The sequence below is a fragment of the Jeotgalicoccus sp. WY2 genome (genome assembly GCF_018437745.1).
In the GTDB taxonomy this organism is placed as follows: domain Bacteria; phylum Bacillota; class Bacilli; order Staphylococcales; family Salinicoccaceae; genus Jeotgalicoccus; species Jeotgalicoccus psychrophilus.
On the sequence record NZ_CP049818.1, the window covers coordinates 1441078 to 1459599 of the forward strand.

Genomic DNA, 18522 nt, shown 5'->3' on the forward strand with positions numbered 1-18522 from the left:
TCATTAAAGCATTAACTTTATATAAGTATGATAAAAATTTAAGGATGTGTAAGTATGTATAAAAAGATATTGCTGCCATACGATTTTGGAAACTCATTCGAAAATGTACCTGACCAGCTGGCTAAAATGACAGAGAACAGTGAAGGTGCTGTCATTACTATTTTTAATGTCATCACTGAAAATGAGATGTCGAGTGATGTGAAATTTAACGGGAAACGTTTCAATGCGATAACAGAAGACAAAACAAAAGAACTGAAACCATTTACAGATGCGCTTGAGAAACGCGGGCTAGAGTATGAACTGCGTTTTGAGGTAGGTCGTGTGATTAATGAGCTGTTAACAGAAATTAAGAACAACGATTACGAAATAGTGGTCATGAGTAACAGACGTTCTAAAATGGAAATCAAGCACGTGCTTGGGCATGTCACACATAAAATAGCAAAACGTGTGAATCTACCTGTAATGATTATAAAATAACACAGCATGCCTGCTTACTAAAGTGTAAGCAGGTACTTTTTAATTGTCTGTAATTCTTTTCCCGGTATCCGCATCAAAAAAATGAACTTTATCCATATCAAATGCAAAAGTCATTATATCGCCAGGTTTATTTGGATTGTGAGCGTCGACTCTTGCGACGATTTCTTCTCCTTCCAGTTCTGAGTAAATCATAAATTCTGAACCGAGCAATTCATTCACCTGGACTTTTAAATCGAAGGGTGTTAAATCTTCAAAAGTGAAGCTTCTCCATATTCCAGAAGATTTTCCGGACGTACTCCAAATTTAATGTTCTTATTTGCATAGCCTAATTTTCTCAGCAGCTCTTGATCAGCAGCGAAACTTTAATTTTAATGCCTATAAATTCTTCTCCATCAAATACACACCAAATATATTCATTGCGGGGGAGCCGATAAACTGAGCGACAAATAAATTGCCGTGTGTTATATACTTCCTGAGGCGAACCGACCTGCATGATTTCCCCGTTATTCATAACGACAATTCTACTTGCCATAGTAAGTGCCTCAGTCTGATCGTGGGTCACATACACAGTTGTCGTTTTCAAACGCTGGTGAAGTTTCATAATTTCGGCTCTCATCTGTACGCGTAATTTAGCATCGAGGTTCGACAGCGGTTCATCCATCAGGAATACATCTGTCTCTCTCACTATAGCCCGTCCGAGAGCGACGCGCTGTCTCTGGCCGCCGGATAATGCCTGAGGTTTTCTGTGAAGATAATCAGTCAGCCCAAGTATCTCTGCCGCCTCATCGACTTTTTGTTTAATTTCCTTTTTCGGCCTTTTTTTAATTTTCAGCCCGAATGCTATGTTATCAAATACTGTCATATGAGGGTACAGCGCATAATTTTGAAAAACCATGACGATATCTCGATTTTTGGGCGGAATATTATTCAGCTTATCGCCAATAAAAAATTCACCCTCTGTGATTTCTTCCAGTCCGGCCATCATACGGAGAGTTGTTGATTTACCGCAGCCTGACGGTCCGACAAGGACTATAAACTCCCCCTCTTCTATATCCAGGCTGAAATCTTTAACGACGAGAGGACTTGAGCTGTTATATTGTTTTTTTATATTTTTTAAAAATAAACGGGCCATAGAGTTTCTCCTTAATATTTCGCTGTAATTAAACATCTCTGTATTTAATAATTACTGTTTAATTATAACAGGGTATTAAACGGGTATATAAATTTCAAATTCAAAAGAGTATTACATTGCAAAAGTAGCAGGTTAAGATTTAAAATTAAACTAATGATTACTGAAAAATGAAAGGAAGTGTTCTGTATGTATAAAAATATTTTAGTGCCATTTGATTTTGGGAATTCATTTGAGAATGTACCTGAGCAGTTAGTGAAACTCACAGATAAAAATGGAGATTCGATGATTACGATTTTTAATGTAATAACGGAAAATGAAATGGCGGATAATGTGAAGTATCAGGGCAAGCATTTTGAGGACATAGCAAAAGAAAGAGTCGAAAATATGAAGTTCTTTACAGATCAGCTGGATGAGCATGGTCTTAATTACAAAATTTATTTTGAAACAGGCCGTGTAATTAATGAACTTAAAAAAGAAATTGAAAGTAATGAATATGAAGTTATCGTTATGAGCAACAAGCGATCTAAGCGCGATATCAAACATGTCCTTGGTCATGTGACACATAAAGTGGCAAAACGCGCGAACATCCCTGTAATGATTATAAAATAATTTTAGATTAAAAAACAGAAAGCTGGCTAAACATGGACAATAACTCTTCTAAAAACATATTAATCGGTGCAGGAATTATGAGTACAACACTCGGCTCCTTTTTGAAGAATTTAGAACCCGGATGGAATATTAAACTGTTTGAACGGCTGGATGTTTCAGGAAATGAAAGTTCGCATGAACAAATAATGCAGAACGGACATGCTGCGTTATGTGAATTGAACTTATGTAGAGCAAAAAGACGGTTCGATAGATATTGAGAACAAATCAATCAATGAGCAATTCGAAATTTCTAAACAGTTCTGGTCTTATTTAGTCAGAAACAATCATATAAAGAATCCGGAGGAGTTTATCCGTCCGCTTCCGCACATCAGTTTTGTTATGGGTACAGGCAATGTAGATTTCCTGAAGCGGCGTTATGAAGCGCTGGTGCCGCATCCTATGTTCCACGACATGGAATATACAGAAGATAACAATAGGATTAAAGAATGGATTCCTTTATGATGAACGGACGAACGTCAAACGAACCAGTTGCTGCAAGTAAAATCGATGATGGTACCGACGTAATTAACTTCGGTGAATTAACACGTAAATTGGCAAGAAATATTGAAGGTCATAATAATGCTTCCGTTTATTACCGTCATGAAGTGTTAGATTTCAGACAGCTTGAAAATAATAATGGGAAGTTAAAATCCTCAATATTGAAGATGATAAAATAGAGTATCATACTGCAGATTACATTTTCATTGGTGCCGGCGGACATGCAATTCCGCTGCTGCAGAAAACGAAAATCCCAGAAAGCAAACATCTTGGGGGCTTCCCGATCAGCGGTGCGTTTTTAGTATGCAACAACCCTGAAGTCGTCGGACGTCATAATGCTAAAGTTTACGGCAAAGAACCATACGGTACACCCCGATGACGGTACCCCTCACAAGGCGCTACATTCAAGGACAGGAAGTTTATTGTTTGGACCATTTGCTGCAATCGGGCCGAAATTTTTAAAATACGGTTCGAATATGGATTTGTTCAAATCAATCAAGACAGACAATCTCTTAACGCTTGTTTCAGCAGGAATTAAAAATTTACCGCTGGTGAAATATTCAATCCAGCAAGTTATGATGCGTAAAGCTGACAGAATGAAAGAGCTCAGAAAATTTGTGCCTGATGCAAAAGTGAAGACTGGGATATTCATATCGCAGGTAAACGGGTACAGGTCATTAAAGATACAGAGGTACACGGCAAAGGCTTTATTCAGTTTGGAACGGAAGTCGTAAGCTCTGAAGATAACTCTGTAATTGCACTGCTCGGTGAATCACCAGGTGCTTCCGTATCGTTTCAGTAGCGCTTGAAGTATTCAAACAAAGCTTCTGAATATAGAGACAAATGGGATACGAAATTAAAGAAATGATACCTTCATACGGTCAGTCGTTAATTGAAAATAGCGATTTGCTGTATGATATTAGAAAAATGACTGCAGACAATCTGGAGCTTAAATAAAATCGGAACCGGACAATTTTGTCCCGTTTTTTTTAATGAGATGAGTTAGTGAGCCAAAGAATATCGTTCATTCCCCTTATTTAATCTCTCGAAAATATAAATAGCTATTATAACTTTTTCATTATATAATTTTAAATATTCTAACTATTTTAAAAGAGATATAACACTAAATAATATTGGGGGTACTGCTATGCTTAGAAAGTTATTTTTATTGTTTGCGATTGCCTTGCTGTCGGTTACGGCGGCATGTTTCGAATGATGATGCTGCTGATATCAGCGAGGATAAAAATGCGGAGAATGCGAATACAGGTGATGTTGTTGTCGGCTTTGACCAGATTTATCGACTATTGATCCTCATGGAACAAATGATGTCAACGCAATTCAAATCAGGCGTCATCTCTATCAGACACTTGTTGCACGTGAAATTGATATGTCTCATAAACCGGGTCTCGCCTCGGAGTGGGAGCAGGTGGATGACACAACATGGAACTTTAAATTAGCTGAAGGGGTGACCTTTCATAATGGCTCTGAGTTTAGCGCGCAAGATGTAAAGGCATCACTTGAACGTGTGCTGGATCCAAGTGTCAGTGCTCCTACTGTCTTCCTTTTTGACATGATTGAAGACATTGAAGTGGTTAATGACTATGAACTAAATATTACTACAGCCCCGTTCGCTCCGCTGCCGGATAATTTAGCGCACACAGCTGGGAGTATTATGATAAAGTAAAGCATTTATGCTGATTATCAAAATGCTATTGATCAGGCTGAGCTCGATATGACTGCAGAAGATTATTATGAACTGAGAGATGCCGGCGGTGAGGAGTTTACAAAGATATCAGAACAGATTGCCGAGCATACAAGCACTTATCTTTCAGAGAATCCTGATGGTACAAACTACGTTAAATTTAAAGCGCGAGCTCCTGGACAGAATATAGAGTTTGAACGCTTTGAAGATTTCGCGGGAGAAAGCAATATTGATAATCTGACATTTGTTATTATTCCTGAATCCGGTTCGATGATGGCGGAACTTGAATCCGGCGGGATAAACATTACTACGCCCAGTCGATATGGCGATGATGGACAGAGTCCAAAACAGTGACAGTACTGAATTTGTTGAAGCGGAATCATTAAGAACGAATTACCTTGGCTTCAATACGGAACAGGAACCTTTTGATGATGTTAAAGTGCGTCAGGCTATCGATTTTGCACTCGACAGAGAAGAGTTAAAGGAAGGTATCTATAACGGACAGGCTGCGATTCCGAACAGCCTGGTGTCTGCCAGCGTATTTGGACACGATGAAGAATTACCAGAAGTCGCCAGGATATGGAGCAAGCACAGGCGATTCTTGCTGAATCCACTTATGCTGATGGATTTGATGCCACGATCTGGGTAAATGACAGTCAGGATTTAGTCGATTCTGCAGTGTATATCCAGGAGCAGCTTAAAGAGTTAAATATCAATATCACAATCGAACAATTTGAAATGGCAACATTTATGGAACGTTTAGGCGAAGGACAGCATGATATGTTCCTGCTCAGTTTTACAGCATCTACCGGTGATGCGGATTACCTGCTGTCAGCGCTGACTCTAAGTTCTAACAGAGGTTTTGGAGGTAACAGAGCGTTCTACACGAATGAGGATGTTGATGCGGCACTCGAAAGTGCGAGAAGTGCAACAGAAGATACGGATAGACTTTCAGAGTATACAAATATTCATAATATGCTCCGTGAAGATGTACCGTATGCACCTCTGGTTCATCCCAATATGAGCCTTGCTTATAATACTGCTCAGCTTGAAGGTGTTGAACTCGATGCGGCAGGCTATATCAGGCTTGAAAACCTTAGTTTTAAATAGTAAAAAGACGTTATCGTTAAATGATAACGTCTTTTTCTATGGTGCTATGATTTACCATTCAGCAGTGCATACCAGTACATAATCGGCAGCATATTCTTTTTAAACTGATAAAAAATCTTCTTATCATCAGCCTGATTCAGAAAAGTTGTTTCTGTCGGCACTCTGTCATAGCCGAATTCAGCGAGAATAAGTTCCCCGTATTCAGTTGCGATGGGCTGGCGTTCTGCCATCATACTTATGACTGGGTTCCTGATCATTCATACGTTCAATTAGATTATCGACCAGCACCGGCAGCTGTTTTCTGACAGCAGCGCCCATTTTTACTGTCGGCAGACTGGATGAATCACCGAGAGAAAATACCGTTGTATATTGTTTGTGCATCATCGTGTGTTTATCGACGTCCACCCAGCCTTCTTCATCGAGCAGGCCTGAGCTTTTTAAAATTGACGGTCCGTGCATCGGCGGTGTGACGACAAGCATTTCAAAAGACAGAGTATGTGTGTCGCCAGTTTTGTTATTTTTGAATACTGCCTGCTTCTCTTTGCCTTTGACTTCAATCAGTTCTTCATTCAGCTTGTAGTCGATATGCTTCTCTTCCATCTGATTGATGAGGCTGTCGTTATATTTCTTTACTTCAAACAGTTCTTCACGTCCGCTTCTGAACATTATATCGACGTTACGGTCATGCTGTTTTACAAAATCATCCATCGTAAACAGCGAGTTTTCCGCTGACACGCCGCCTTTAATTTTTGACTGCGGCTTCGTTACGATGTTGCCGGATTTTGTATTTTTCAGAGACTCATAAGTGTATTCGACAAAATCATATAAATAGTTTGTACACACACCGTTTTTGCCAATAGCTTCTTTAGCGCCTTTAATCGCATCATAATTAAGTTCAATACCAAGTGCAACGATTAGAAAGTCATAGCTGATGACTGTATCGTCAGCTGTCACTTCCCGTTTTACGGGATCGATATGTTTAACAGATGACTTAAGCCATCTGGCTCCTTTTGGTATCACTTTTTTCATCGGTTTTCTTGTGGAATCCAGTTTTTCGTCACCGCTTCCGACTAACGGCCATGCAGGCTGGAAATAATGATAATCATCGGGTTCTATAATTAAGACATCATCTTTTAATCTTTCTTTTTGGAAAGTATCCGGCTGGCAGTCGATATACCGCCAGTCCCTCCGCCAAGAATAACTAATTTATAATGCTGTTTCATAAGAACACCTCCGTGTTACTGGGAATATTCCCGTTTACACAGAGGTTAGTCATATTATAATTTATTCTTATGATTTATATTTGAGCGAGTGCCTGTTCAAGATCTTCCTGCAGATCCTGAACGTTTTCGAGACCGACAGATAAGCGGAGCAGTGTATCCGGCGCTTTAGTTAATTCTTTTTCCACTGAAGCGCGATGCTCGATATAGCTGTGGGTGCCGCCGAGACTCGTTGCTTGTGTAAAGATTTTAACCGTATTGGCTACTTTTAGTGCAGCTTCAGCCTTTCCTTTAACTTTAAACGACATTAGTCCGCCAAAATCACTCATTTGTGATGCTGCAATATCGTGTCCGGGGTGCTCAGGAAGGCCCGGGTGATACACTGTTTCAACTTTGTCATGCTGATTTAAAAAGTCAGCGATGGTTTTAGTGCTGGAGCAGTGGACTGACATTCTTGCCGATAGAGTCTGAACACCGCGGAGGGCCAGCCAGCAGTCGAACGATGACGGCACGGCACCTTTCGCATGCTGCCATGTTCTTAAGTTTTGAAGCATTGGACTGTCTTCTTTCGCAACTACCGCACCGAGCAGCAAATCGCTGTGACCCCCGATATATTTAGTGACCGAATGCAGTGAAAAATCAGCGCCGAGCGCCAGCGGGTTTTGTAGCATAGGTGTAGCTGTTGTATTATCGACAACAGTTACTGCACCTGCCTCTTTTGCAATACTAACAACCGCAGCAATATCGATGATTTTAATCTGAGGATTTGACGGTGTCTCAATCCAGATTAAGCCAGTTGGTTCACTTTTAACTGCTGCTTTTAAATCCTCTAAATTACTCATGTCTGCAGTGACGATATCAAACCTTCTGCCGATATCCGTTTCATTAAGTAAAGTCAATACACCGAAATACATATCATCCGGTAAAATAATACGCTGAGGCATATCCTGCGGCAGTGATTCAATCACTGATGAAATAGCGGCCATGCCGGATGCAAAAGTCACAGAATCATAGCCTTCTTCAAGTGCTGTCAGACATTCCTCCAAAGAACGTCGGTTTGGATTATCTCCGCGGCTGTACATAAAGTCGTCAGTGTAAGAACCATCTGCAGACCGTTCGTAAGTAGTAGACAAATGAAGCGGTGTTGTAACCGCACCAGTGACCGGATCAACCTGTCTGCCAGCATGAATTGCTTTCGTTTCAAAACGCATATATATCCCTCTTTTTTAAAGTTTATATAAACAGTATACAGATGACTTTTGTAATTATCTATAAATTCAGATAAATTTACTATGAAAACAGACGATTGTTTCTCGTGAAAAAGGGTAATTGATTAAAAACACCGGAAGGAGTTTTTTGATGGAAATTAAAAATATCGAACCGGCAGCAATTCCTGATTTTGAACAGCAGCTGCAGCTTGAAAATGTTAAGTATTTAACGCTGTGCACAGAAGAAGGAATTATTGCCTATCTCGCAGGTATAGACAGTGAGCTGGATAATGAAATCGATGTGCATTTTGATTTTAAAGAAGACTTCAATGAGCCTGTAGCTAAGCAGATGTATACGTCTTTTATGAAACAGAATATCAGTGAAGATATAACGTTTAATCCGCAGAGTGAAAAGGAAGAGCAGTTTATCGAATCGTTATAAAAGTAAAAGCTCCCGCTAAGGGAGCTTTATTATTTACCAGCCAATTTCGCTTAATTCAAGTACTGTCGGAATTAATGCACCGTCGTATTCTTCTTCGATGAACTCTGCAGTATCTGCTTCCTGGTAAAGGTCAGCAATTCTGTTGTACGTTTCATTATTTGCATCCTCAGCATTTGAAGCGATAATATTCACATAATCAACTGCTGTGTCGTCTTCACGGAAAATGGAATCCTTAATCGGATGAAGGTTTGCATCTTTTGCAATACCATTATTAATCACGCCGAGATCCACATCACCTAAGGCACGTGGAATTTGTGCCGGTGCCACTTCTTCAAATTGATAATCATTCGGATTCTCAACGACTGCATTTTCGATTGAGCCTAACCCGTTATAATCTTCAACAAGTGTAATCAGACCGGCATCTTCCAGCAGCATTAATGCACGTCCCTGATTAGACACGTCATTCGGCAATGCGATTGTACCGCCGTCTGGAATATCAGTGGCATCTGTCAATGAATCTGAGTAAATACCCATCGGTGCAAGGTTCGTCGTTGCAATAGGTACTAAATCTAAATCTCTATCTTCGATAAATTCATCGAAATACGCGACAGTCTGGAATGCATTTAGATCTATTTCACCGTCTGCAAGCGCCGTATTCGGCTGAACATAATCGTTAAATGTAACAATTTCTATTTCAATATCTTCTTCTGCAGCTTTTTCTGCAACATAATCCCATACTACTGTATCAGTTCCGCTGATGCCGATACTGACTTTTTCTTTACCGCTGTCACCACATGCTGAAAGAACGATTCCGACTAAAAGTAAACTCGTTAATAAAAAAACTTTTTTCATAATATATTTCCTCCAATTGTTATTTTCTTCTTACAACTCTTGCAAACTTATTACCAGCTGACTGAAGGCCTTGAACCATAATTATCAGGATGATGACTGTAATCAGCATTGTGACTGTATCGAATCTCTGATAGCCGTATGTTATCGCTAAATCACCGATACCGCCGCCGCCGACCGTGCCGGCCATCGCAGATGCACCGACTAAGCCGATAATGGAAATTGTGAAATTCACTATCAGAGAGCCGAATGCTTCCGGCAGCACGAATTTAATTATTGTCTGCATTGGTGTTGCACCCATAGCGTCCGCTGCCTCCAGCACGCCTTCATCTACTTCAAGGAGTGAACTCTCTACGAGTCTTGCAATATACGGTCCGGCAAAGAATACCATGGGTACAATAGCAGCTTCCGTTCCGATTGATGTCCCGACGATTAGTTTTGTGACCGGTATTATCGCAACAAGCAGGATGATAAACGGCAGTGATCTAAAGATATTGATTACAGCATTCAGCACTGTGAAAATAATTTTATTTTCTAAAATCTGACCAGGTCTTGTCACGTATAATAGAATACCGAGTGGCAGTCCAAGTATGATAGAAAAAATAAATGAAATGCTCACCATCTGAACCGTTTCTAAAAACGCTTCTAATATAGTGCTCCAGCTAACCAGCATATGTATTCACCTCGCTGTAATATACATCGTTTTCTTTTAAATAAAGCAATGCTTTTTTGAGCTCTTCTGCTGAACCGTCGAACTGAACGATTAAATTGCCGAACGGCACGCCCTGCAGTTCAGTAATATTGCCAAACAGCACATTCACATCCAGATCATACAGCTTGCTGATTTGTGATAAGTACGGTTTCACTGCAAGCTTATTGATAAAGTTTATTCTGTAAATAAATTGATCGTTGTCCCGTTCCTGAATCAGCTCCCGGACATAGGCTGGCAGTTCTGTCTGCATGACTGTGTTAACAAACCGTCTGCCGGTTTCTGTTTTAGGATTAGAGAATACATCGAAGACAGAACCGCGTTCAATAATTTTGCCGTTTTCCATCACTGCGACTTTATGGCAGACATCACGGATAACGGACATCTCATGTGTAATCAGTAAAATTGTAATGTTGTACTCCTTATTAATCTTTCTTAAAAGTTCAAGTATGGATTCAGTCGTCTCTGGATCGAGAGCAGATGTTGCTTCGTCACAGAGCAGAATTGACGGATTGGTTGCAAGTGCACGGGCAATGCCGACACGCTGCTTCTGTCCGCCCGACAGCTGGTCGGGATACTGTGAAGCTTTATCAGACAAACCGACGAATTCGAGTAACTCGGCGACACGTTTTTTAATGTCATTTTTAGGTGTCTTATTCAAAATCAGCGGCATCGCTACGTTCGTATATATGTTTTTGAATTTAACAGATTAAAATGCTGGAAAATCATGCCGATACGTTTTTTCGTCACTCTCAGTTCGGGAGCTGTCAGTGCTGTTAAATCTTTACCATCTACGATAACCTGTCCAGCCGACACGCTCTCCAGCTGATTGACGCAGCGAATCAGCGTACTTTTTCCTGCCCCGCTGTATCCGACCACACCGTAAATTTCTCCAGTGCCGACTTTGAAATTAATATCATCCAATGCATGAATCGGTGCATCGGTGCCGTCATACGTTTTGTCTACATCGATAAACTCAATCATTAAAAAACGCTCCTTAAACATAGCTAAATAGTAGGAATTAAAAAATGTAATAAAAATACACCAGTATATGACCGGTGTTTTTTTAAAAACCAGATATACATTCTTTGTAAAAAGAAAATAACCTCTCCTTAAAATATAAGAAGAGGCCAATGTATATTCGCTCTTCTCATCTTTTAGCGTGCTGCTACAGGATTTGGCACAGTACATAATGTCTGTTGCCGAGATTTCATAGGGCCAGTCCCTCCATCTCTCTTGATAAGAAAGTAAGTTATTTGATTATTTAATTTAAACTAACTATATTGCAGAGTGGTATTAAAGTCAATAAGGAAATTGAAATTAATTTCACGAGAGCTAGAAATACATTGCTTAATACTGTTTATCTCCCATAAGTACTTATTTCTTTTGAAACTAGAACATTTGTACAAAGAATAAGCTGATTGTATCCCAGTAATATTGAATCGTTACAAACAGCACTGCAAACAGTATCGCAGGCAGCATATTCGCTACTCTTATATTCAACAGTCCGAGCAGTCTTATACCGATCGCAATAATCATAATACCGCCTGTGCCTGTGATAGCAACAATAATCTCTTCCATCAAATCAGGTTGTACAAAGCGGATAATTTGAGATGCTGACAATGCAATAATTCCCTGGAACAGAAATACGGAAATGGCCGAGAACATAATTCCGATGCCCATAGTGGACGTCAGGAAAATAGCGAGTACCCCATCAATTAACGCTTTTGTTAGGAGTACGGTATGATCATTGCGGAGTCCGCTGTCCAAGGCACCGATGATGCTGACTGCGCCGACGACATAGACTAATGTTGCAGTGACAAAAGCCGCTGCAGCACCGCCTTCAGTAGCGCCTGTTTTTGTTTCGAGCCAGATACCGAAGTGATTCATTTTATCTTCAATATCCCATTTTTCACCGAGCATGGAACCGAGAGCGAGACTGGCAACGACTACAATAAGTATACTGTTGGCTTCCAGTGCCATATCTATACCGATAACCAGTATGGTAATTGATAATGCCTGGAGTATAGTAACTTTCATATTTTCATTTATATTTTTCCAAAAAAGACCGATGATGCTGCCTAAAATAATAGCTAAAGCATCTACAATAGTACCAAACAGCGCCATGCAAAATCCCCTCGTCTCTATAAATATCTAAACTAAATATCATAACGGTGACGGGGGTGATATATTAAATCAACTATCCGGAATAGTTGGATAGTTTATAAATATTGTATTTAATTAATAACATTACATAAAGCTTTACTTTTGTAGTATATTTTCGTATTAATGATAAAATTATCAGTAAAGAATTGCACATCTAAGAGGAAGGTGATTATCATACAGACGCTGTATATTTTTATCGTTGTTATGATTTTAATTGTGATTCACTGATTATAAAAATATTTGAGTACTTTAAACTGAAAAAAGATACTAAAACATTATGGGACAGACGTGTCAGGTTAAAAACAAAGCCTGAATACTACGTTCATTACTATAACTACTTCGTTAATATTATGGAACAGGAGCACACGGATGACAGGAACGTGGTGGATGATGAAACGTGGAATGACCTGGATCTCAGCAAGCTGATGGACAAAATAAACTATACATTTACAACGATAGGCACTGAAAATTTATATGCAGTGCTCAGAAACTCATCAGAAAATCATGTTATAGCTGAAGATTTATTACATAAAATCAAAAATAATCGGGGTTTCCGGGAAGAGATATCATACCGGCTGGCTAAACTCGGGAGGTCCGTAAACTCAAACACGAGTAAGTTCATGTATGAATTTATGCCGGTGAAGAAGTATAATCCGTTGTTTATACTATTTTCATTGATGCCGATTATCGGTGTGTTTCTATTTTTAATTAATCCGTTTTTATCATTATTAACTATACTGGCGGGCTTTGGCATAAATGCATATTTATCACAGAAGCATAAAGGTTCAACGGGTTTGGACTACGCGGATATTTTTTATGCGATTAATATTATTGTCACTGCCGGAAAACTGAATTCAAAATTCAACAGCAAAGGTCTGAAAAGACTGGCCTTAATGGGTCCTTTGTTTGTTACTGATGACAGTGCAGGAGAGTTGAATGCTGGTGTTCAGATGTTTAATGCTTTTAAATTAATGTTTTTAATAGACTATCATCTTTATCACACTGCTAACCGGACACTGAATAAGAACCATGAGTTATATAAAGAAGGATGGCGTTACACTGCTTCGCTCGATCTGCACTACAGCCTCGCCATGTGGAGAGAAACGCTGCCCTATTATACAGTGCCCGTAACAGAAATATCTTCATATATACAAACCGAGGGACTGTATCATCCGCTCGTTGCAGATGCTGTTGATAATGAACTTAATTTTAATAATGATATTTTATTATCTGGTTCCAATGCAGCAGGCAAATCAACATTTATGAAAGCACTGGGTATCAATGTAATTATCAGTAATGCATTAAACACATCCACCAGCACACTATTTAAATATACTCCGGGAAAGTCATATCGTCGATGGAAATTACCGACAGTGTAATCGAAGGCGACAGTTACTTTATCAGCGAAGTAAAATCACTGAAGCGGATTGTCGACGAAATTGAAGATTTTGACGGTACTGTTTACTGTATTATTGATGAGATATTCAAAGGCACAAATACGATTGAACGGCTGGCTGCAGGAGAGTCATTTTTAAGATATCTGCATGAAAAAGAAAATGTCTGCTTAATCGCAGCAACACACGATATGGAGCTGACAGAGTTACTGGATGGAGAATTTGATTTTTACCATTTCAGCGAAGAGCTGGCTGGTGATGATATTAATTTTGATTATAAAATTAAAGACGGAATTGCAACCAGTTCAAATGCGATTGAGTTATTGAGATTATATGAATTCCTGAAGCGGTATATCAGGAAGCGAGAGGAAAAGTGAGTAATAACTGATTCAGCAGAAGGGATACTATAAATAGAATGGGGATGTAAAATGAAGCAAAATAAAAATATGCTCATTTATCTATTAGTGTTTATCATCATGGTTTGTGGGGTTTAAATATTGTTATTCTTAAACTTCTGGTTACTGAATTACCTCCTGCGACGATGACGGCTTTCCGTGTAATGATTGCCGGTGTAACGACGTTATGTATTTTAATACTGACACGTTCTTTCCGCCGGATGACTAAACAGGAATGGATTTATACTCTGCTAGGAACATTATTTGGCGTTGTGCTTCACCATTCATTGCTGGCAATATCACTGACGATGATCGATGCATCCAGTGCAGCATTAATACTGGCACTTGTGCCGCTCACGACCGTTATACTGGCGATATTTTTTCTCGGTGAGAAGCTGACAGGTGCACGTCTCCTCGGTATTTTTCTGGCATTGATCGGTGTATTTTTCATTCAAGGAGAATCTTTTACAAGTTTTCATTTTTCGTTAGGCGAAGTATTAATATTTACATCAATGCTTGTGCAGGCAATCAGTTTTATCTTTATAAAAAAAGCGACCGCAACTATCGATTCAAAACAAATTACGACAATGATGTTTTTAACCGGTTCTATTGGTCTGGTTATTCTCAGCTTTATTATTGAGCCGGGAAGTTTCAGCCAGATGTTTACGGCCAGTCCTTTTATTTATGTGTTATTTATTTTTCCGGTATGGTCGTAACAGGGTTCGGCTATATAATATACAACTCGGCAATACAGCAGATCGGTGCCGGACAAACTGTTATATTCAATAACTTTGTCCCATTCTTCGGCGTTGTTTTTTCAGTGATTTTCTTAAATGAAATGATTACTGCTTCGCAGGTAATCGGTTTTATATTTGTAGTGATTGGCGTGCTGTTTGGGACAGGATATTGAATTTATATTTAGTCAGAGAAATAGACGGAAAAATTTATAAAAATGCTCCGGACATTATATTGTCCAGAGCATTTTTTCTCTATTTCTCTTTTTTTGGCATTGAGTAAGCACCGTTATCAAGCTGTTTCCATAACAGTTCCGGCAGTTCGTATTTATCTTCTCTTTCAGCATCAAAGTATTTGAAAATCTCATCTTCTCTGCCTTCTTCGATTTTGCTGATGAAGTTATAATCCAGCAGCAGTACTCTGCCTAGAGCAATTATTTCCATATTGTCCTCTTCAATAGCGCGGAGTGCCTGATCTGCAGTAAATACAGAACCGATACCGATGAGCGGCATGCGTCCATCTATCCATTTGTGAAGCAGCTCGATACGCTCTGAACCGGCATATTTTCCTTCACGTGTTTTAGAGTGAACTTGGCTTAATGAAGCGTGCAGGTAATCGATCGGCTTTTCAACAAGCATGCTGAGCAGTTCCTCTGTAGTTTCCATACGAATCCCGGGAGTCTCTGCTTCTTCTGGTGAGAAACGGTAGCCGATAATAAAATCATCTTCAGCATACTGCTCTTTTGCCTTCGTAACTGCATCGACGACTTCCATAGCGAAGAGGAAACGGTCTTCGCCCCATTTGTCACTACGTCTGTTGAAATACGGTGAAACGAACTGATGAATAATATAATGGTTGGCACCGTGAATTTCAATGCCGTCAAATCCTGCTTCAGCAGCGCGGCGTGTTGCTTCCCCAAATGCTTCAATCGTTTCAAGAATTTCTTCTTCTGTAATTTCACGTGCATCATGCGGTTCTGTTTCATCAAAGCTCTGCATCGTAATGGGGCTTGGTCCTGCAGAATCAGCACCGGGTGTTAACCTTGGAAGTGCCTGAACGCCGCCGTGATGAATTTGGAGTATTGCTTTTGCTCCATTTTCTTTCATAGCGTCTGCAAGACGTGCCAGTCCTTCGACATCTGAGTCGCGGACCACTGACGGCTGACCCGGAAATGCTTTACCAAGACCAGTTACATTGGGCTGCAGAAATCGACAAGCCGACGTCTTTCGAACGTGTACGCATGTACTCAATTTCTTCGTCCGAAACAATACCATCATCGTGTGAAGAAATGTGTGTCATCGGTCCGAGCGCAAATTTATTTTTTAATTCAACTCCATTTTTGAATGTGAATTTTTGAAACAGAGTCTCGTATTTCTTATTCATATAGATAAAATCCTCCAGTAAACTTTTGTGAACTAATATTACATTACTAAATAATAACCAAGTTCATTGATACAGCCTAAATTTCTGCTCAAGATAGTTTAATTTTCTGTATATCTTTTAAGGTGTTCTGCAGTCACTGAATTTTTAACATTTAACAGTCCTTCAGGTTCACCGCTGTATAGAATTTTACCGCCTCTCATACCGGGACCTGGACCGACGTCAACAAGCCAGTCGGCGTGCGTCATCATCGTGAGGTTATGTTCAATCAGAATAACGGTATTACTCTGTTCAATTAATTGTTCAAAACACGATAATAATGCAGGGATATCATCTTCATGGAGCCCTGTTGTCGGTTCATCGAAAATAAATACTTTATCTTTTGCATTACTGTCTAAATAACGGCTTAATTTTAAGCGCTGAATTTCCCCGCCTGACAACGTATCAAGCGATTGGCCGAGCGTCATATAATGCAGTCCCGTCGCTTCAAGATTTTTAAGACGCGATACAACTTTTTCATTATTTTTAAATAACGATACACCTTCTTCGACTGTCAGTGCCAGTACATCCGCAATGGAATAGCCGTTCACTGTCGCTTCAAGTACTTCTTTTTTATAACGCGTACCGTTACACACTTCACATACTTGTGAGAAATCGGCCATAAAGGCGAGCTCTGTTTTAATAACGCCCTTACCGTTACATTCAGGACATGCGCCTTCTGAGTTATAACTGAACATGCCTTTTCTTAAGCCGGTCTGTTACTGAAAAATGTGCGGATTTCATCAAATAAATCCATATAAGTCAGCAGGTTGGAACGGTTAGTCGCCTGTACTGCTTTCTGATCTATAAATATCGCATCTGAAGATTTACCTAAACCTGTTTTAATCAGCGTACTTTTACCTGAACCAGCAACACCGGTAATGACCGATATCAGACCTTCAGGGATATCGACGGATATATCTTTTAAGTTATTCTTAGTAATATTTTAAGTGATATAAATGACTCAGACTGTCTGGGATTCTCTTTAAGCTGATGTTTTCTGTTAAGTGCGATACTGGTCGGCGTATCGGTCTGCATTAACTCCTCATACGTACCGTTAAATATAATTTCTCCCCCGTGCTGACCTGCGCCTGGGCCAATATCGATAATGTGATCTGCAATATGAATTACATCGGGATCATGTTCGACAATCAGCACAGTATTTCCTTTATCGCGTATGGAACGCATAATTTCATTAATTTTTTCTATATCTTCGGGATGGAGTCCAACACTCGGTTCATCAATAATGTATACTAAGTCGGTTAATGGACTGTTTAAATGACGGATCAGCTTAATGCGCTGCGATTCTCCGCCTGACAATGTCGGTGTTTCGCGGTTGAGCGTTAAATAATTTAAACCGATATAAGCAAGAGCTTCCATTTGTTCAAGTAATGGTTTAACGATAAATTTAGCTTTCTTGTCATTCAGATCTTTTAAAAAGCTAATCGCATCATCGATTGATAATGCCGTAAAATCGGCAATACTCGCTCCGTTAATTTTACAGCTCAGTACTTTATCGTTAAGGCGTTTGCCCTCACAGTCCGGACATTTCTGACTGGTTACGACGCGTTCTACGTCCGTTAAAAACCGTTTCTTTTCAAAGTTATCATTGAGCAGAAATGACCGTCTGAAGCGATGAATCAGCCCTTCGAACTTAGCCGTTCTCGGCCAGTTATCCGGCGGGTTTTTAATCTTTCTGGGTTTAGTATAAAGAAATGTATTCATTTCTTCTTCTGTGTAATCTTGCAATTTTTTATCATTATCAAATAAACCGCTGTATAAGTAACGTTTCCCTCTCCAGCTGTCCGGTCTGAATGAAGGGAATTTAATTGCATCTTGATTAAGTGATTTATTAAAATCGAGCAGTTCATTTAAATCAATGTCTTCGACGTAGCCGAGTCCTTGGCACCGTTCACACATTCCGCTCGGGTTATTAAATGAAAAGACATTTGAATAGCCGACAAAAGGTGCGCCGACGCGCGACCATAATAAGCGAACGGATGAATATATGTCGGAAATTGTGCCAACTGTTGAACGTGAATTGCCGCCGAGTTTTTCTGGTTAATAACCATTGAGACCGGCAGATTTTCTATTCTGTCGACATCAGGTTTTTCATATTGCGTCAGCTGATGCTGGATGTAACTAGAGTAAGTCTCATTCAAGAGACGTTCTGACTCCGCAGCCAGGACGTTGAACACAAGTGAAGACTTTCCTGAACCCGAACGACCGGTAAAGACAGTCAGCTGATGTTTTGGAATATCGACACTCACATTTTTTAAGTTATTTTGATTCGCACCATGCACGCGTATATATGACATGAAATCCACCTCTGTATATAAATTTATCTGTAAGTAAGCATATTTAAACCATACCCTGTTATAGAGGTATTAAATCAGAACGACAGGTCTGAAGTAAATT

15 protein-coding genes, 6 pseudogenes and 1 riboswitch are annotated in these 18522 nt (G+C 39.7%); of the genes and pseudogenes, 11 read left to right on the forward strand and 10 right to left on the reverse strand.

The features are described 5' to 3' along the window. Positions 1–54 precede the first annotated feature (54 nt). Complete coding sequence (locus tag G4D76_RS08380; protein WP_213809640.1) at positions 55–477, forward strand: universal stress protein; 423 nt, start codon at positions 55–57, stop codon at positions 475–477. Between the two features lie 39 nt (positions 478–516). On the opposite strand, the pseudogene G4D76_RS08390 reads toward G4D76_RS08380, so the two are convergent. Next, positions 517–1609: pseudogene (locus G4D76_RS08390) on the reverse strand (ABC transporter ATP-binding protein). A gap of 186 nt (positions 1610–1795) precedes the next feature. Between G4D76_RS08390 and G4D76_RS08395 the strand changes: the two are divergent. The 5 genes and pseudogenes from G4D76_RS08395 (at position 1796) to G4D76_RS08420 (ending at position 5567) form a co-directional block, all read left to right on the forward strand. Then, positions 1796–2218, forward strand: a complete 423-nt coding sequence (locus G4D76_RS08395) for a universal stress protein (RefSeq protein WP_026859323.1) — start codon at positions 1796–1798, stop codon at positions 2216–2218. A 32-nt stretch (positions 2219–2250) separates the two neighbouring features. Continuing rightward, positions 2251–3712: pseudogene (locus G4D76_RS08400) on the forward strand (malate:quinone oxidoreductase). A 430-nt stretch (positions 3713–4142) separates the two neighbouring features. Next, a pseudogene (locus G4D76_RS16850) lies at positions 4143–4811 on the forward strand (ABC transporter substrate-binding protein). Next, a complete protein-coding gene (locus G4D76_RS15980) occupies positions 4786–5106 on the forward strand; it encodes an ABC transporter substrate-binding protein (RefSeq protein ID WP_213809644.1) in 321 nt (106 codons plus the stop codon). The pseudogene G4D76_RS16850 and the gene G4D76_RS15980 overlap by 26 nt, the downstream one beginning before the upstream one ends. Then, positions 5037–5567 carry an ABC transporter substrate-binding protein gene (locus G4D76_RS08420; RefSeq protein ID WP_213809645.1) on the forward strand — a complete coding sequence of 177 codons (531 nt, stop codon included), beginning with the start codon at positions 5037–5039 and terminating at the stop codon, positions 5565–5567. The genes G4D76_RS15980 and G4D76_RS08420 overlap by 70 nt, the downstream gene beginning before the upstream one ends. 44 nt (positions 5568–5611) lie before the next feature. Here G4D76_RS08420 and G4D76_RS08425 read toward each other — a convergent pair whose 3' ends face one another. From G4D76_RS08425 to G4D76_RS08435, 3 genes are all read right to left on the reverse strand, one after another. Then, entirely contained in the window at positions 5612–5800 is a 189-nt protein-coding gene (locus tag G4D76_RS08425) for a hypothetical protein (protein ID WP_213809646.1), read from the reverse strand. Further along, positions 5769–6596: an NAD(P)/FAD-dependent oxidoreductase gene (locus tag G4D76_RS08430; RefSeq protein WP_213809647.1), complete on the reverse strand. Its 828-nt coding sequence runs from the start codon at positions 6594–6596 to the stop codon at positions 5769–5771. The genes G4D76_RS08425 and G4D76_RS08430 overlap by 32 nt, the downstream gene beginning before the upstream one ends. A gap of 268 nt (positions 6597–6864) precedes the next feature. Next, complete coding sequence (locus tag G4D76_RS08435) at positions 6865–7998, reverse strand: trans-sulfuration enzyme family protein (RefSeq protein WP_213809648.1); 1134 nt, start codon at positions 7996–7998, stop codon at positions 6865–6867. A gap of 148 nt (positions 7999–8146) precedes the next feature. On the opposite strand from G4D76_RS08435, the gene G4D76_RS08440 reads away from it, so the two are divergent. Next, entirely contained in the window at positions 8147–8437 is a 291-nt protein-coding gene (locus tag G4D76_RS08440) for a hypothetical protein (protein ID WP_213809649.1), read from the forward strand. 33 nt (positions 8438–8470) lie between these two features. Here the strand turns inward: G4D76_RS08440 and G4D76_RS08445 are convergent, their stop codons facing one another. The 4 genes and pseudogenes from G4D76_RS08445 to G4D76_RS08460 all read right to left on the reverse strand — a co-directional run bounded on the left by G4D76_RS08445 (position 8471) and on the right by G4D76_RS08460 (position 12122). Then, positions 8471–9289, reverse strand: a complete 819-nt coding sequence (locus G4D76_RS08445) for a MetQ/NlpA family ABC transporter substrate-binding protein (RefSeq protein ID WP_213809650.1) — start codon at positions 9287–9289, stop codon at positions 8471–8473. 19 nt (positions 9290–9308) lie between these two features. Next, positions 9309–9959: a methionine ABC transporter permease gene (locus G4D76_RS08450; RefSeq protein WP_213809651.1), complete on the reverse strand. Its 651-nt coding sequence runs from the start codon at positions 9957–9959 to the stop codon at positions 9309–9311. Beyond that, positions 9949–10979 (reverse strand): annotated as a pseudogene (locus tag G4D76_RS08455) (methionine ABC transporter ATP-binding protein). The gene G4D76_RS08450 and the pseudogene G4D76_RS08455 overlap by 11 nt, the downstream one beginning before the upstream one ends. A gap of 163 nt (positions 10980–11142) precedes the next feature. Further along, positions 11143–11241: riboswitch (SAM riboswitch) on the reverse strand. 146 nt (positions 11242–11387) lie between these two features. After that, positions 11388–12122: a DUF554 domain-containing protein gene (locus G4D76_RS08460; RefSeq protein ID WP_213809652.1), complete on the reverse strand. Its 735-nt coding sequence runs from the start codon at positions 12120–12122 to the stop codon at positions 11388–11390. 419 nt (positions 12123–12541) lie between these two features. Between G4D76_RS08460 and G4D76_RS08465 the strand changes: the two genes are divergently transcribed. The 4 genes from G4D76_RS08465 to G4D76_RS14990 all read left to right on the forward strand — a co-directional run bounded on the left by G4D76_RS08465 (position 12542) and on the right by G4D76_RS14990 (position 14860). Beyond that, positions 12542–13540 (forward strand): P-loop NTPase family protein, encoded by a 999-nt coding sequence (locus G4D76_RS08465; protein WP_213809653.1) that lies wholly within the window; start codon positions 12542–12544, stop codon positions 13538–13540. Next, positions 13519–13932, forward strand: a complete 414-nt coding sequence (locus tag G4D76_RS08470; RefSeq protein WP_213809654.1) for a MutS-related protein — start codon at positions 13519–13521, stop codon at positions 13930–13932. The genes G4D76_RS08465 and G4D76_RS08470 overlap by 22 nt, the downstream gene beginning before the upstream one ends. Before the next feature lie 104 nt (positions 13933–14036). Then, complete coding sequence (locus G4D76_RS08475) at positions 14037–14666, forward strand: DMT family transporter (protein ID WP_250129861.1); 630 nt, start codon at positions 14037–14039, stop codon at positions 14664–14666. Next, positions 14657–14860, forward strand: a complete 204-nt coding sequence (locus G4D76_RS14990) for an EamA family transporter (protein ID WP_250129862.1) — start codon at positions 14657–14659, stop codon at positions 14858–14860. Before G4D76_RS08475 ends, G4D76_RS14990 begins: the two co-directional genes overlap by 10 nt. 79 nt (positions 14861–14939) lie before the next feature. Here the strand turns inward: G4D76_RS14990 and G4D76_RS08480 are convergent. Both G4D76_RS08480 and G4D76_RS16385 read right to left on the reverse strand, forming a co-directional pair. Next, a pseudogene (locus G4D76_RS08480) lies at positions 14940–16068 on the reverse strand (NADH-dependent flavin oxidoreductase). A gap of 98 nt (positions 16069–16166) precedes the next feature. Further along, a pseudogene (locus G4D76_RS16385) lies at positions 16167–18422 on the reverse strand (ATP-binding cassette domain-containing protein). Positions 18423–18522 lie beyond the last annotated feature (100 nt).

What these genes read in the sequence shown, in the direction of transcription:
- G4D76_RS08380 (WP_213809640.1), top strand. Translation starts at nt 55, where the DNA reads ATGTATAAAAAGATATTGCTGCCATACGATTTTGGAAACTCATTCGAA.
- G4D76_RS08395 (WP_026859323.1), top strand. Translation starts at nt 1,796, where the DNA reads ATGTATAAAAATATTTTAGTGCCATTTGATTTTGGGAATTCATTTGAG.
- G4D76_RS15980 (WP_213809644.1), top strand. Translation starts at nt 4,786, where the DNA reads ATGATGGACAGAGTCCAAAACAGTGACAGTACTGAATTTGTTGAAGCG.
- G4D76_RS08420 (WP_213809645.1), top strand. Translation starts at nt 5,037, where the DNA reads ATGGAGCAAGCACAGGCGATTCTTGCTGAATCCACTTATGCTGATGGA.
- G4D76_RS08425 (WP_213809646.1), bottom strand. Translation starts at nt 5,800, where the DNA reads ATGATGGCAGAACGCCAGCCCATCGCAACTGAATACGGGGAACTTATT.
- G4D76_RS08430 (WP_213809647.1), bottom strand. Translation starts at nt 6,596, where the DNA reads ATGAAAAAAGTGATACCAAAAGGAGCCAGATGGCTTAAGTCATCTGTT.
- G4D76_RS08435 (WP_213809648.1), bottom strand. Translation starts at nt 7,998, where the DNA reads ATGCGTTTTGAAACGAAAGCAATTCATGCTGGCAGACAGGTTGATCCG.
- G4D76_RS08440 (WP_213809649.1), top strand. Translation starts at nt 8,147, where the DNA reads ATGGAAATTAAAAATATCGAACCGGCAGCAATTCCTGATTTTGAACAG.
- G4D76_RS08445 (WP_213809650.1), bottom strand. Translation starts at nt 9,289, where the DNA reads ATGAAAAAAGTTTTTTTATTAACGAGTTTACTTTTAGTCGGAATCGTT.
- G4D76_RS08450 (WP_213809651.1), bottom strand. Translation starts at nt 9,959, where the DNA reads ATGCTGGTTAGCTGGAGCACTATATTAGAAGCGTTTTTAGAAACGGTT.
- G4D76_RS08460 (WP_213809652.1), bottom strand. Translation starts at nt 12,122, where the DNA reads ATGGCGCTGTTTGGTACTATTGTAGATGCTTTAGCTATTATTTTAGGC.
- G4D76_RS08470 (WP_213809654.1), top strand. Translation starts at nt 13,519, where the DNA reads ATGGAAATTACCGACAGTGTAATCGAAGGCGACAGTTACTTTATCAGC.
- G4D76_RS14990 (WP_250129862.1), top strand. Translation starts at nt 14,657, where the DNA reads ATGGTCGTAACAGGGTTCGGCTATATAATATACAACTCGGCAATACAG.